At 46.7% G+C, this 14,404-nt stretch carries 13 protein-coding genes; all 13 read right to left on the bottom strand.

From position 1 onward, the window contains the following. Positions 1 to 103 precede the first annotated feature (103 nt). Positions 104 to 1,951, bottom strand: coding sequence for an ATP-dependent zinc metalloprotease FtsH (gene ftsH, locus EYS05_RS11620; protein WP_118624037.1), 1,848 nt, complete (start codon positions 1,949 to 1,951; stop codon positions 104 to 106). A 16-nt stretch (positions 1,952 to 1,967) separates the two neighbouring features. Beyond that, positions 1,968 to 2,495 carry a hypoxanthine phosphoribosyltransferase gene (gene hpt / locus EYS05_RS11615; protein ID WP_138277220.1) on the bottom strand — a complete coding sequence of 176 codons (528 nt, stop codon included), beginning with the start codon at positions 2,493 to 2,495 and terminating at the stop codon, positions 1,968 to 1,970. Continuing rightward, a complete protein-coding gene (gene tilS / locus EYS05_RS11610; protein WP_138277219.1) occupies positions 2,492 to 3,934 on the bottom strand; it encodes a tRNA lysidine(34) synthetase TilS in 1,443 nt (480 codons plus the stop codon). Before tilS ends, hpt begins: the two co-directional genes overlap by 4 nt. Before the next feature lie 25 nt (positions 3,935 to 3,959). Continuing rightward, positions 3,960 to 5,453 (bottom strand): SpoIIE family protein phosphatase, encoded by a 1,494-nt coding sequence (locus tag EYS05_RS11605; RefSeq protein WP_138277218.1) that lies wholly within the window; start codon positions 5,451 to 5,453, stop codon positions 3,960 to 3,962. A gap of 119 nt (positions 5,454 to 5,572) precedes the next feature. After that, entirely contained in the window at positions 5,573 to 5,887 is a 315-nt protein-coding gene (locus EYS05_RS11600; protein WP_227752318.1) for an FtsB family cell division protein, read from the bottom strand. A gap of 111 nt (positions 5,888 to 5,998) precedes the next feature. Beyond that, positions 5,999 to 6,280, bottom strand: a complete 282-nt coding sequence (gene yabP / locus EYS05_RS11595) for a sporulation protein YabP (protein ID WP_174235847.1) — start codon at positions 6,278 to 6,280, stop codon at positions 5,999 to 6,001. A 90-nt stretch (positions 6,281 to 6,370) separates the two neighbouring features. Then, positions 6,371 to 6,610, bottom strand: coding sequence for an RNA-binding S4 domain-containing protein (locus tag EYS05_RS11590; protein ID WP_015527118.1), 240 nt, complete (start codon positions 6,608 to 6,610; stop codon positions 6,371 to 6,373). A gap of 73 nt (positions 6,611 to 6,683) precedes the next feature. Beyond that, positions 6,684 to 6,962: an HU family DNA-binding protein gene (locus EYS05_RS11585; protein ID WP_118513117.1), complete on the bottom strand. Its 279-nt coding sequence runs from the start codon at positions 6,960 to 6,962 to the stop codon at positions 6,684 to 6,686. Positions 6,963 to 7,080: 118 nt separating this feature from the next. After that, positions 7,081 to 8,814: a phospho-sugar mutase gene (locus tag EYS05_RS11580; protein ID WP_138277217.1), complete on the bottom strand. Its 1,734-nt coding sequence runs from the start codon at positions 8,812 to 8,814 to the stop codon at positions 7,081 to 7,083. Between the two features lie 98 nt (positions 8,815 to 8,912). Beyond that, positions 8,913 to 9,887, bottom strand: coding sequence for a hypothetical protein (locus EYS05_RS11575; protein ID WP_138277216.1), 975 nt, complete (start codon positions 9,885 to 9,887; stop codon positions 8,913 to 8,915). Positions 9,888 to 9,946: 59 nt separating this feature from the next. Next, positions 9,947 to 11,287, bottom strand: a complete 1,341-nt coding sequence (locus EYS05_RS11570; RefSeq protein WP_138277215.1) for a CCA tRNA nucleotidyltransferase — start codon at positions 11,285 to 11,287, stop codon at positions 9,947 to 9,949. 276 nt (positions 11,288 to 11,563) lie between these two features. Continuing rightward, on the bottom strand, positions 11,564 to 13,003 hold the full coding sequence (gene proS, locus EYS05_RS11565; protein ID WP_015527114.1) for a proline--tRNA ligase: 1,440 nt from the start codon (positions 13,001 to 13,003) through the stop codon (positions 11,564 to 11,566). A 598-nt stretch (positions 13,004 to 13,601) separates the two neighbouring features. Continuing rightward, positions 13,602 to 14,387 carry an HD domain-containing protein gene (locus EYS05_RS11560; RefSeq protein ID WP_138277214.1) on the bottom strand — a complete coding sequence of 262 codons (786 nt, stop codon included), beginning with the start codon at positions 14,385 to 14,387 and terminating at the stop codon, positions 13,602 to 13,604. Positions 14,388 to 14,404 lie beyond the last annotated feature (17 nt).

The following is a 14,404-nucleotide window of genomic DNA, read 5'->3' as shown; positions in this document are numbered from 1 at the left end:
ACTATATAATGTATTGGGGGGTTTTTACGGTATTTATAGTACCATGTGTCCACCAAAAAGTGTGCACAAAGTTCACAAAATTCAATATGTTTTTTTGTGCATTTTATTCGTTTGTTTTTGCAACCTCTTCTTTTTCTGTTGTAAAAAGTGCTTCGAACTCTTCACGATGTATCTTTTCCTTCTCGAGAAGAAGGGCCGCACAGCTGTGAAGAACGCCGATATTCTCACGGATGATGCTCTCTGCATTCTCATGGCACTCACGGATGATACGGGAAATCTCCCCATCAATCTCTCTTGCCACTTCCTCACTGTAGCCTCTGGTATGTGCCAGATCACGGCCGATAAATACCTCATCGTCATCGTTGCCATAAGCGATCAGACCGATTTTTTCAGACATGCCGTATTTCATTACCATAGAGCGTGCAGTCTCTGTGGCACGTTTGATATCATTGGAAGCACCGGTGGTGATATCTCCGAAGATAATCTCCTCAGCCACACGTCCGCCAAGAAGCGTGGTGATATCCTCCAGCATTTTGTTCTTTGTATTAAACATCTCATCATTATCCGGCAGCGGCATGGTGTAGCCGGCAGCTCCCATTCCCGTAGGAATAATGGAAATGGTGTATACCGGATCCATATGAGGAAGTACATGGAACAGGATCGCATGGCCTGCTTCATGATAAGCTGTGATCTTTTTCTCTTTATCAGAGATGACCTTGCTCTTCTTTTCTGCACCGATCCCAACCTTGATGAATGCTTTTTTGATATCCTTCTGCATGATATAAGGACGACCCTCTTTTGCAGCATCAATGGCAGCTTCGTTAAGAAGGTTCTCCAGATCTGCGCCTGTAAATCCTGCGGTTGTCTGGGCGATCTGGCGAAGATCCACATCATCTCCCAGCGGTTTGTCCTTGGCATGAACCATAAGGATCTCTTCTCTGCCCTTGACATCCGGGCGTCCCACACCGACTTTACGGTCAAATCGTCCCGGACGGAGGATCGCAGGATCCAGAATATCCACACGGTTGGTCGCTGCCATTACGATGATTCCTTCATTTACTCCAAAACCATCCATCTCTACAAGAAGCTGGTTCAGCGTCTGTTCTCTCTCATCGTGGCCGCCGCCCATACCGGTTCCCCTCTGACGGGCTACCGCATCGATCTCATCAATAAAGATGATGCACGGTGCATGACGCTTGCCCTCTTCAAAAAGATCTCGTACACGGGAAGCACCGACACCAACAAACATCTCCACGAAATCGGATCCTGAAATGGAGAAAAACGGAACTCCGGCCTCTCCTGCAACTGCCTTCGCGAGAAGGGTTTTACCTGTTCCAGGAGGGCCCACAAGGATCACTCCCTTCGGGATCCTGGCACCTACCTTCGTATACTTCTGAGGGGATTTCAGGAAGTCAACTACCTCCTCCAGATCCTCCTTCTCCTCCTGAAGACCTGCAACATCTTTGAATGTTACTTTCTTATCATCAGGGGATGACATCCTTGCTCTGCTTTTTCCGAAGTTCATCATCTTCGCATTGCTTCCGCCGCCTCCGGACATCTGCCGGTTCATCATCATAAAGAAAAAGATAAGGATCGCGCCGGTAAGCACTACCGGAAGTACCGTTCCGATCATGGAGCTGTCCTTGGGTACATTGCGGATCGTCGGATCGATACCATGTTCTTCAAGAAGCTCCTCCGCTTCCTTTACATCGGTTACATAGACTGTCTTCTGACCGTCTGAAACAATGTTTGCTGTTACATAACCGGTGGGCACTTCTCTGTTCTGATGGATCACCGCATCCGTCACTTTGTCTTCTTCCAGAGCCTTTTCCAGCTGGCCCATTGTGTAGCTGCCCTGGGTAGATACCTGGTCATTGAGATACAGATATCCTGCGATCAGTGCCACAATAAGCAGAAGGTACAGGCCTATCTTACCTGAATGCTTGCTCACTTGGTTAAATCTCCTTTCAGTCCTGAAGCTCCACTACTCCGATGTAAGGAAGGTTTCTGTATTTCTGGGCATAATCAAGTCCGTATCCTACTACAAACTCGTCCGGAATATTGAAGCAGCAGTAATCTACCTCTACATCTGTCACACGTCTCTCCGGTTTGTCAAGAAGTGTACAGAGTTTGATGCTTGCCGGATGTCTGCCCTTCAGGATACGCAGCAGATAGCTTAAGGTTCTGCCTGAATCAATGATATCCTCTACGATCAGAACATCTTTCCCATCCAGTGGCTGATCCAGATCCTTGACGATCTTTACAACACCGCTGGATTTCGTATCATCACCGTAACTGGACACAGACATGAAATCCAGTGTTACCGGACGTGTGATCCTCTTGGCAAGCTCACACATAAAGAAAACGCCGCCTTTCAGAACGCAGATCATGTGTACATCTTTTCCTTCATAATCCTTGTTGATCATGTCTGCAACTTCCTGGATACGGGCATCTACCTCTTCTTCACTGAGTAAAACCCTGATTTTTTCGCTCATGCTAAAGCTCCTCCTTGGTAATGTAATTCTAACACTCTCCCTGTAGTGGAAGTGATCTTATACTTCTCGTTCATCCGTCCTCCCGGGATCCAGAGTATCTCAGATCCTGCCGCAACAACCGGAAGCCTGTCTCTCATCTCCGCCGGAATCTTCTCATCAATAAAGATCCGGTTCAGCTTCTTTTTTCCGCCTTCACTGTTTACAGTAAGATAATCTCCCTGTCTTCTGGTCCGAACGCATGGACTATTTTTTATTTTATCATAATCAAACCATTTCGTATACTTTTTTTCTTCAATCTTCTGTTTCTTATAAGAAAAAATTTTCGACTCAAAAACTCCGAAAGGACTTTCCAGAATCCCAGGTACCGGAAGCTCCATAGACATTTCTCTGAGACCTGCCAATACTTTTTTTTCAGTGGAAGCAGCGTTCTCTCTGTCTGATGCAGAGTTGTTTTTCAGACATACCCCTCCATACTGTCGTATTACCCGCAGCGATTCCGGAAGGTTGATATAACGACCGTTTTCTTTTTTTTGAAGCGAAAGGACCTGGTCCACATGAAGAGATGTAAAGTCCTTACGTTTTCCTGCCAGTATCTCAAATGCCTCCATCACCGCATATTCCTGAAGGATAGGATCCTGTGCAAAAAATTTTTCATCCAGAAGATAGCCATTTTCTTTCCGGCAGCTTGCCAGAAGCTCCCTTCCCTTTTTCTGAAGATACGAATCTGCTTCTGCCAGAACCCGTGCGGTTTCTGCCATATGCTCCACCGCTTTTGCATTGATCTTCTGTTCCATAGCCGGAAGAATATGGTTACGGATCCGGTTTCTTGTATAGTCATCTGAAAGATTGCTGCTGTCTGTGATATAGGAAATACCTCTCTCCTTCAGATAATTGACGATCTCCTTCCGTTCTAAACACAAAACCGGCCGGATAATCTCACCGTTTACCGCCTGTATCCCGGAAAGTCCCCGGATACCGGTTCCCCTGGCCAGATGATGCAGCATAGTCTCTGCCAGATCGTTGCGGTTGTGTGCCAGTGCAATCCGGAACTGTCCGTTCTTTTCTGACTGTTCCCCGGAAAAACCAAGTCTCTTTTTTTCCTCCTGAAACGCCTGTTTTCGCACGATCCTTCCGGTTTCTTCTTCTCCCAGCTTCCACTTTCCGGAAAGCTCCGGAACCGGATAATGCCTGGACCGGAAAGGGATTCCCCAATCCCGGCAGATTTTTTCCACAAACTGCTCATCCCGGTCCGCCTCCTGGCCCCGGATCCCATGATGGACATGAACCACTTCCATGGAAAAACCGATCTCTTTCTGAAGATTTTTCAGAATATAAAGCATTGCTATGGAATCTGCCCCTCCGGAAATCCCTGCCACAACCATATCCTCTGCTTTCAGCATCTGATGGTCTCTGATATATTTTCTTACACGTGTGATCATTTTTTCTCCTGTAACCAAAAATACTCTATTTTTTCCACAATCCTGCCACAACTACTGTCATATCATCCCTGGCATGATAATCGCTGTATCCCAGGACCCTTTCCAGTATTCCCCGTCCCATCTCCCTGGGCTCTTTTTCCCGGACATCCATAATGATCTCCTTCATAGTTTCTTCTTCCCGTTCTGCAGGAAGTGCATCCAGAACTCCATCTGTCATCATGATCAGGTAATCTCCATGATAAAGCTTTCTTGATGCAGTATCAAAATCCAACTGCTGGACCAAGCCTGCGGCAAGATTTTCCGAAGCAATGGATTCCACCCAGTGATCTCTTTTAATAAATGTGGAAGACGCCCCTGCTTTCAGGAAATCACAGATCCCGGTATAAAGATCCACCGCACAGATATCGACAGTAGAAAACATCCCTTCCCGTCCTTTCAACAGCAGTGCGGAATTCACCATTCTGGCAGCTGTCTCCTGAGAAAAGCCGGATTCCAGAAACTGTTCCAGAAGTTCTACCACGATCTCACTTTCTTTAAACGCTTCTATTCCGGAACCCATCCCATCAGACAGACAGAGAAAAAACCTGCCATCCTCTTCCTGACGACAGATATAATTATCTCCGGAAACTTTTTCCGCTTCTCTTGTAAGCCGCGCTACTCCGTAAAGCATCTGATAACTGACATCCTCCACAAAATGAACCATACGAAAATCTCCATTTACAATACTGCGGCTGCCGGTGTCCGGCGTCATGGAGCTTCCGCAGATTCTGGACAGGATCTGTGCGATTTCCGCCGTGGAGACACACTGTCCGCTCCTGGCTCTCAGATTCAGAAATATCTGCCGTCTTCCTTCGATCTTATCCATGACCCAGACATTTTTTACAAGTACATGCTTTTTACGAAGAGCCTTTTTCAGATCTTCCTGAAACTGCGGATCTGCCGGCATGATATCATACAGCTCTTCTGCCATATGATCCATAATCCTCGAGATCTCCGTCAGCTGCTGTGCAACTGCAAGCCGGCTTTCGATCATCCGGTTGTCCCACACGAGATTCTGCCTTTCTTCACGAAATCCCTCATTCAGGACCTGAAAATACTGGGCGGAACGGCCACATGCTCTCATCCATTCACTGCGGGCTCTCTGGATATTCTCCTCATTGCCTTCCTCCATGGTACGGATCATATTCTCACTGCCCCGCATGGTTTCCCCGGCATGCTCTCCCCAGCAGATCTCTCTCTGATAACATCTGGAACATACAGCCGCACTGGTGTCCGATATGATACGGTTCAACTGTCCTCCGCTCAAAAATTCCTTACGGTAAGGCATTCCGTAGAATGTATCCGCAAGCTTCCGGAAGGATGCTGCATACCGTTCCACTTTTTCCTTCTGGGGATGGCTTTCACAAAGCGGCAGCATTTCTTCTTTTTCCTTCGTTTTTCCCGAAAAGACAGTTTTTGCCATGTCCCGGAGTATCAGCAATATGCTGACTACGAGCATGGCAATGATCCATTCCTGCATATTTTCCCCTCCCCTTATAACCTTCACTGACTGAACATTATAAAGGAAGATCCCTAAAATATCTGTCAAAGCCGCACGAAAATGTCAAAAAAAATTTCGTCGAAACCTTTGATTTTCAGCTATTTTTCTTCCTGAAACACGATCTCGTTGTCTTTCACAAGTCCCAGCTTCTCACGAGCCGCCTCTTCCACATATTCATCGGTCTTCATATATTCTTTCTCTGCTTCGATCTCCTTGGTACGTTCCTTCTCACTTTCAATCGACTTCTCCAGTGCTGTAGCTTTGGAATCATAATAATCCCTGCGCCGTTCCAGAGTCTTACTCTGCAGCATAAGGCTTCCCAGCAACACCAGTGCGATCACCATGATCCCCGCCATGCCAAGATAATTATATCCGATCCGTTTTTTTTCTTTTCCCTTTTTTGGATTTTTCAATCTGCTGCTCCTTTTTTACACGATCTGATCTCTTTACCTTTTACGAGCTTATACATCCAGATTTTACAACTTCTTCAAAAAAATATCAACCGGTTTGCTGTCTTTTTAGCTTTAATGGAACAGTCTTTTTAAAAGGGATCCTTCTTTTTTGTCTTTTTTCCTGCCAAGATAGGTAAGACTGTCGATTTTTCCCTCCAGGCTAAACTGCCCGCTTTTCAGATCAAGATGTTTTACATGAAGTCCTTCGCCTTTTATGGATAACTTTCCTTCCTCTGTATGCAGCAGTATTTCTTTTTCATCGAAAGAGATCACCTCCCGGATTCCCGTTATGGTGCCACCTTTCTGCCGCTCCAGCATCAGACTGTGAAATGCTGCCGTTCTCTTCTCGTCCAATCCATACCTCCCTGGGGATGATTTCTCTTTTATTTTATGAAAAATCCATCCGGAATAGACCATCACGCCCAAACGGCAGCTGTCCCTGCATCAGATATAGCGGAACATGCTTTCCACTTCATCTTTTTTTACCGTTTCCTTAACTTCCAGGACTTCAACCTTTACATTACGGCTTCCAAACTGAATCTCCACAGTGTCACCGGTCTTTACCTGTACAGAAGCCTTAGCCGGCTTGTCATTGACCAGAACTCTTCCTGCATCGCAGGCTTCATTTGCCACCGTACGGCGTTTGATCAGTCTGGATACCTTCAGATATTTATCAAGACGCATAATTTTTCCTCCTAAAAAAGCAGGGGAAACCAAAAACCGGTTTCCCCTGCCGTTATCACTCTGAACCAACAGATTATTTGCCGTTGACAACGTCCTTTAAAGCTTTTCCTGCTTTGAACTTCGGAGACTTGGAAGCCTCGATCGTCATGGTCTCACCAGTCTGAGGATTTCTTCCCTCTCTTGCAGCTCTTGTGCTTACTTCGAAAGTTCCAAATCCAACCAGCTGAATCTTCTCGCCTTTTTTCAGTTCGTCTGTTACAACATCGATAAAAGATTTCAGAACAGCTTCTACATCTTTTCTGGAAAGATTGGTGTCTTTCGCCATTGCTGCCACTAACTCTGTTTTATTCATGGTGTTTCCTCCTATAATTGATGTTCTCTTATTTTTGACTTTGCTTTATATATATACCGCTTTTGGCTTATAATGTCAAGGTTTTTCGCATATTACAGGCGGAATGTGACCCATTTTATTATTTCATGGAATCAACCATTTCAAGAACAGCCTTGCCCATTGCATCGGATTTCTCGTCTGCATCTGCAAGAGATGTTCCCTTAACGCCATAATAAAATTTAACCTTAGGCTCTGTTCCGGACGGTCTTACGCAAACCCATGCATCATCGGTAAGCTCATAGTAGAGAACATTGGAATTCGGAAGTCCTGTCGGCTTCTTCTCACCTGTTGCAAGATCTGTGATCTCGTCCAGCTTGTAGTCACGTACAGCAGTCACCTTATGTCCGGCAAACTCGGCAGGCGGATTCTGACGAAGTGTTGTCATGATCTCCTGGATCTTCTGAAGTCCCTCGATACCTTTCATGGTAACTGCCTGGATGGCATCCTTATAGTAGCCGAACTCCTCATACATATCGATCATTGCATCCCAGAGAGTCTTGCCCTGTGTCTTATAGTAAGCAGCAGCTTCGCAAAGTGCCATGGTAGCAACAATGGCATCCTTGTCTCTTGCATAGGTTCCGATCAGGCAGCCGTAGCTCTCCTCAAATCCGAAAAGATATGTACCCTTGCCACTGTTCTCAAATCCGAGGATCTGCTGTCCGATGTATTTGAATCCGGTAAGCACTTCGATAAGCTTCACGTTGTATCCCTTGGCAATAGCATCTGCCAGGTTTGTTGTAACGATAGTCTTTACAAGAGCTCCGTCCTCCGGAAGGCTTCCGTTTACAGCCTTTCTCTGGCTCAGCTCATAGTTTGCAAGAAGGCATCCGGACATGTTGCCCGTAAGATCATGATACTCTCCGTTTTTGTCCTTTACGCGAACGCCAAGACGGTCTGCATCCGGATCTGTAGCAAGTACGATGTCTGCATCCACTTCCTTCGCAAGCTTCAGGCCAAGCTCAAATGCCTCTGCTGCCTCCGGGTTCGGATAGCTGACTGTCGGGAAATCCCCATTCGGAAGCTCCTGCTCCGGTACTACATATACATTCTCAAATCCAAGCTCCTTAAGGATCCTTCTGGCCGGAATATTGCCGGTTCCGTGAAGAGGTGTGTAAACGATCTTCAGGTTCTTGCCCTCTGCCTGGATCGCATCCATATGGATGATCTGTTTCTTAAGCTCTTCCATGTAAGCGTCATCGACAGCCTGTCCGATCACTTCGAAAAGTCCTGCCTTTACTGCTTCTTCCTTATCCATGGTCTTTACGGTATTCCAGTCGGAGATTGCCTTTACCTCGCCCATGATACCGGAATCATGAGGTGGTGTGATCTGCGCGCCGTCCTCCCAGTAAACCTTGTATCCATTGTATTCCGGAGGATTGTGGCTGGCTGTTACGTTGATACCTGCCACACAGCCCAGATGACGTACTGCAAAGGAAAGCTCCGGTGTCGGACGAAGTGTCTCAAAGATATAAGCCTTGATTCCGTTTGCTGCCAGGCAAAGTGCTGCTTCCTGGGCAAACTCCGGTGACATATGACGGGAATCATATGCGATGGCAACTCCCTGAGATTTCTTGTCAACCTTGGCAATATAGTTGGCAAGCCCCTGGGTCGCTCTTCTTACCACATAAATATTCATACGGTTGGTACCTGCGCCGATGATACCACGCAGGCCTGCCGTACCAAACTCAAGATCCATATAAAAACGCTCTTTGATCTCATTTTCGTCGTCTTTGATCGCTTTCAGTTCTTCCTTTGTCGCCTCATCAAAGTATGGGTTTTCAAGCCACTGATTATAGATTTCTTTATAATCCATGTTCCAAAATACCTCCCTGTTTCTTTATATAAGATACTTAGTATTATATAACAATTTTCAGAAAAAGGGAAGTTTTGTTTTCGTTACATTCAGAATCATTACTGTCTGAAGCACTGTTTTGAAAATTCCTCCCACTGTTTTTTCTGATAAATCAGGGTTCTCAGCTTTTCCACATTTTTTCCGGAGATCACAGCCTTGTTATGTGTATAATAATGGTTTGCCAGTTTCCAGTATTTTTCCGGATAACAGAACCGGACTCTCAGGTTCTGCCACTCAGACTCTGAGAGCGGCCGCACGGAATCATATTCAGAAAGCATCTTCTGCGCGAGGTGCAGATCCCAGCTGTATTTCTCCAGGATTTTCCGCATAAAGCGGTACAGATCTGCCATCTGCACATCAAAGCTCCAGTGGCTGAAATTCGTCACCGCTGTGTTTTTCCCAAGCATCAGCACATTATGCTGATTATATTCGCCATGACAGATACTGCCGCTTTGAAGAGACTGCTGCCGCAGATTTTTATAATCCGTGGTTTCCAGCATAGCTGCCGCTTCTTCTCCTTTTTGCAGAAACCATTCCACGCTTTTCAGATAATCTTTCTCAAAAGAATTGACCGCTCCTTTTTTTCGGATAAAACGGCGTATTTTTTTCATTTCCTGATTATGCCGGATATATTCTTCCTGCAGATTTCTTCCCGCGTAATCCATTTCCACAGGAAGCTGCATGATCTTGTGGATCTGTGCCAGAGTCCGGATGCTTTTTAAAATATCGTTTTCGGATCTCGTGTCACATTCTCGTCCCTCAAACCAGACCTGTGCAGTATATGGAACAGAATCTTTGTCCCTGCTTACCAGTACACCTTCCCTGTTTCTGAGATAGGCGTCCACAAGACAGTTCTGTTCCTTCATTTTTTCAAGAAGCTGCTGCTGCATGGAAAGCTTTTTTTCCGAGCCATGAAATTCCCGGAGTATCACCGGACCTTTTTCTGTCCGGCACAGAAGTGCCCCCCGCACCCTGACGGAGAATGAAGCCGTAAGCTCATACTGCTCCAGCACGCTCAAACCATAATCATACAAAAAAGTTCCCCCCTGCCTTATTTTACGTTCTATCTTATGCAGGGGGGATTTTTGTTATTCTATTCGGTTTTTATGCTGTCTTTTTCTGCTGTTTCAAGAAGTTTTTCTTTTGTATTAAGGGTTGGATCTTTCAGCACACAGTCAAGAAGTCTTTCGAGCAGCGCTCCCAGTGCCGGTCCGGCCGGATGTCCTGCCTTTATAAGATCCTTTCCGGAAACTGCCAGGGTTTTCAGGGATGTACATTCTCCTCTTTCAAGGATCCCCTGATAAGCTTCCGTCACACCGCCTAACCGTGCCAGCTTCTCCTCCCTCTTGTAAGTACTCTGGGATAAAAGATCTGCCTTCTGCACTTTCAGATACAGCGGAAAAAGCTCTTCTCCGATAAGATTCACAGCTCTCCGCACATCCTCGGCGTCCGGAGTGGGACGAAGATCATGATACCGGATCAGACGACAGGTATTTCGGATCGTTACATTATCAAATTTCAGACGGCGCAGGATCTTTCCTGCCAGCTTTTCGCCTGCCGGTCCGTGAGTCTTAAAGTGGTCTCTTCCATTCTCATCTGTCTTTTTTACAACCGGCTTGGCAATGTCATGAAGAAGCATGGTGATACGAAGAAGCCTGTCATTCTCGATCTCCGTAAGGCTTTTCAGGATGTGCTCGCCTACGCTGCAGCAGTGATGGGGGGTATTCTGCGCTGTTTCCATACAGGCATCAAATTCCGGAAGAAATTCCCGGGTAAGGCCTGTCTCCCAGGCTGTCCGGAGGTAATCCGGATGATCGGATACCAGAAGCTTTACAAGCTCTGTCTGGATACGCTCTGCACTGACATGCTCCAGGTTCCCCGACATCCGCGCCAGTGCCGCTTTCGTATTCTCCTCCACAGTAAAACCAAGCTGTGCGGAAAAACGCACTGCACGGAGCATCCGAAGAGCATCCTCTGTAAAACGTTCCACCGGATCCCCGACACAACGGATGATCTTCCTATTGATATCCTCCATTCCGCCAAACAGATCCACCAGTCCATGCCCCGGATGATAAGCCATGGCGTTAATGGTAAAATCTCTTCGTTTCAGATCTTCCTCAAGACTTCTGGTAAAGGTCACAGCATCCGGGTGGCGGCCGTCATGATATTCTCCGTCTACACGGTAGGTTGTCACCTCAAAGCCCTCTTTGCCCATCATTACAGTTACTGTTCCATGCTGAATCCCCGTATCTACAGTTCTGTGAAAAAGCGCCTTCACCTGCTCCGGAAGTGCGGAGGTAGTGATATCCCAGTCCCCAGGCACCCGGTTCAGGATGGAATCCCGGACACAGCCGCCAACAACATATGCCTCATAGCCGGCTTCATTGAGAGTACGCAGGATCTGTTCTGCTTTTTGTGGTATGTTAATCGTCATAATAACTCCTCTTGATGATCGCTGCTGTCCGGTAAAGCGGACATTCGCAATCCGCTTCGCTACTTGCTCATGAACGCAGTCGCTTCGCGATCTGCGTTCAAAACACGTTTACATTTCGCTGTGTTAGCTCCATGTCAGCAGCCGAATAATATTCTGATATGTTTTCCTTAACGCTATTATAACATAGATTCATAAAAACAGCGGAGCATATTTTGCCCCGCCATTGTTTCTACAATATGATCGTCCCACTTTTTTTGAAGTGGCCTGCTATATTTTTTAGTATGCGCGTCCCCAGTAAACCATCTTCTTAGCCGGTTTTCCACAGCATACGCAAACGTCGCTTAACTGCTCCTGCTCAAACGGCATACATCTGGATGTTGCCTGGAAATCTTCCTTGATCTTGTCCTCACATGCACGATCTCCACACCACATAGCTTTGATAAAGCCAGGCTTGCTGTTGATGATCTCGCCAAACTCCTCATAATTCTTTGCTACATAAGTATGCGCCTCTCTGTGTGCACGTGCGCGCTCCAGCATATCATGCTGAATGGTATCCAGAAGCTCTTTTACCTTATCTGCAAGCTCCTCGAAGGATACTGTGTATTTCTCACGGGTATCTCTTCTGCAGAGAACTGCCTGGCCGTTCTCGATATCCTTCGGTCCACATTCCACACGAAGCGGGATACCACGCATCTCCTGCTCAGCAAACTTGAATCCCGGGCTCTTGTCTGTCGCATCAACCTTTGCACGGATACCTGCTGCCTTCAGTGCTGCAAGAAGCTCGTCAGCCTTCTCCATAACGCCCTCTTTACGCTGCTGGATCGGGATGATCACAGTCTGTACCGGAGCGATCCTCGGAGGAAGAACAAGTCCGCTGTTATCACCGTGAACCATGATGATAGCACCGATCATACGGGTTGTCATTCCCCAGGATGTCTGGTGAACATATTTCAGTGTGTTATCTTTATCTGTGTACTGGATTCCGAATGCTTTGGCAAAGCCATCTCCGAAGTTATGGCTTGTACCGGACTGGAGAGCCTTACCGTCGTGCATCAGAGATTCGATGGTGTAAGTAGCCTCAGCACCTGCAAATTTCTCTTTATCTGTCTTCTGGCCTTTGATGACCGGAATCGCAAGAACTTCCTCGCAGAAGTCTGCATAGATGTTCAGCATCTGGATGGTACGCTGCTCCGCTTCCTCAGCTGTTGCGTGAGCAGTATGTCCCTCCTGCCACAGAAACTCTCTGGAACGAAGGAAGGGACGTGTTGTCTTCTCCCAGCGTACAACGGAACACCACTGATTATATACCTTTGGAAGATCTCTGTGGGACTGGATCTCTTTCTGGTAGAAATCGCAGAACAGAGTCTCAGAAGTCGGACGCACGCAAAGTCTCTCCTGCAGCGGATCAAGGCCGCCATGAGTCACCCATGCAACCTCCGGAGCAAAACCTTCTACATGATCTTTCTCTTTATCAAGAAGAGACTCTGGAATAAAGATCGGCATGTAAACATTCTCTACACCGGTCTCTTTGAATCTGCGGTCAAGCTCATGCTGGATATTCTCCCAGATCGCATAACCTGCAGGTTTGATCGCCATACAGCCCTTAACACTTGTATAGCCACAAAGCTCAGCCTTCTTAACAACGTCTGTATACCACTGAGCAAAATCCTCATCCATAGATGTGATGGCCTGTACTAATTTCTTTTCTTTTGCCATGATAAATCTCCTTTTTCTTGTGATCTGTTACATATTGCCGGCTGTCAGGCAGCCACAGCAATCCGGAATCCTTCCGGCTCGCTCTTCTGTCCCATAAACCGTACACTGCATTTACAGTCCCGTTTTACGGACAAAAAAATAAGCCCTCCGGATCCCTCACAAGGGACCGAATGACTTCGGCGGTACCACCCCAGTTAACAGCCAGAAAAGCTGTTCTCTCAACACCCGTTAACGCCGGAAACACACGCCACGCTTCAATCACGCAGAGCTCCGAGGCCGGTTCCACAGTTCACGCACAGGATCCTTCCACCAAAGTAGATCCCTCTCTGAGATAATTCCCTGTGTACTATTCTCATCATCGCCGTATCTCTGATATATTTTAGGTGAAAACCGCCTCAAAGTCAACCCCAAACAAAAAAATATAACAAGTCTTTCTGCTATGAGTTACTGCTCACTCCGTTCTCAGTAACACGCTTCGCGATGCACAGAATTTATGCTAATCGCATAAATTCGCGCGGTATGTCTCGGGTTTTCTGTGATCTTCGCTCACAAAAAACACCTCGCGGGACATTACCTGTGAACAGTAACTGCTATGATCCTATTCCTTCACAGACACAGCCGGCATCTCCAGATATCTGTTCAGATCTTCTGTGAGAATATGAATCTTAGTTCTGGTATCCTGCTCCCGGTAAGTCAGCCGGCCTGCGATCCTGGTGATATAATCCTCTTCTTCGATGATCTCACAGGTCTCAGGAAAATTAATATCATAATACTGAGCAAGATAAGATACCCAGTAATCCACCGGCACATGTCTGTCTGAGGATAACACGGATTCTCTTCTGAGACAGGATTCCCACACTGCCGGTGAGATCAGCCCTTCCCCAGCAGTCTCTTCTGATACACCAAGCATGGCTTCTATTGACGCCTCCAGCTTCACCCGGCAATTATCCAGCTTATCGGCATCACGGATCAATTTTGCATGGAAAAGTGTTCTGGCATCGTGGATTCCTTCCAGTTTGAAATCACTGTGTTTCCGAATTGCTGCATCGATCAGTTCATCAAATTTATCATCCTTCACGAAGCGCCGGATCAGCTTCTCCTCCCCGAAAAGAAGTTCTGCACCGAACACTGCATGATCCATGGTCCCCGGCTCAAAGCTGTGAAATCTACGGATCTGCTCAAAACGGCCAATATCATGAAGCAGACCGATCAGCTCCGCAAGTTCCACATCTTCATCGGAACATTCCATTTTTCTGGCGATCTCTCCTGCGTATTTCACCACTCCATAGGTATGTACGATCTTCAGATAGATCTGTTCATCCTCCCGGTCGTACTCATCCAGATATTTTTCGAATTCCTGTTTTGCATGTGCAATGTCGATCATTCTGCCACATCCCTTCT

It is taken from the genome of Blautia sp. SC05B48 (genome assembly GCF_005848555.1).
GTDB lineage: Bacteria > Bacillota > Clostridia > Lachnospirales > Lachnospiraceae > Blautia_A.
This window is presented reverse-complemented; position numbering and strand designations above follow the sequence as displayed.

Excerpts from the sequence above, each read along its gene's own strand:
- hpt (WP_138277220.1), bottom strand. The coding sequence starts at position 2,495 with ATGAGCGAAAAAATCAGGGTTTTACTCAGTGAAGAAGAGGTAGATGCC.
- tilS (WP_138277219.1), bottom strand. The coding sequence starts at position 3,934 with ATGATCACACGTGTAAGAAAATATATCAGAGACCATCAGATGCTGAAA.
- EYS05_RS11605 (WP_138277218.1), bottom strand. The coding sequence starts at position 5,453 with ATGCAGGAATGGATCATTGCCATGCTCGTAGTCAGCATATTGCTGATA.
- EYS05_RS11590 (WP_015527118.1), bottom strand. The coding sequence starts at position 6,610 with ATGCGTCTTGATAAATATCTGAAGGTATCCAGACTGATCAAACGCCGT.
- EYS05_RS11585 (WP_118513117.1), bottom strand. The coding sequence starts at position 6,962 with ATGAATAAAACAGAGTTAGTGGCAGCAATGGCGAAAGACACCAATCTT.
- EYS05_RS11580 (WP_138277217.1), bottom strand. The coding sequence starts at position 8,814 with ATGGATTATAAAGAAATCTATAATCAGTGGCTTGAAAACCCATACTTT.
- EYS05_RS11570 (WP_138277215.1), bottom strand. The coding sequence starts at position 11,287 with ATGACGATTAACATACCACAAAAAGCAGAACAGATCCTGCGTACTCTC.
- proS (WP_015527114.1), bottom strand. The coding sequence starts at position 13,003 with ATGGCAAAAGAAAAGAAATTAGTACAGGCCATCACATCTATGGATGAG.
- EYS05_RS11560 (WP_138277214.1), bottom strand. The coding sequence starts at position 14,387 with ATGATCGACATTGCACATGCAAAACAGGAATTCGAAAAATATCTGGAT.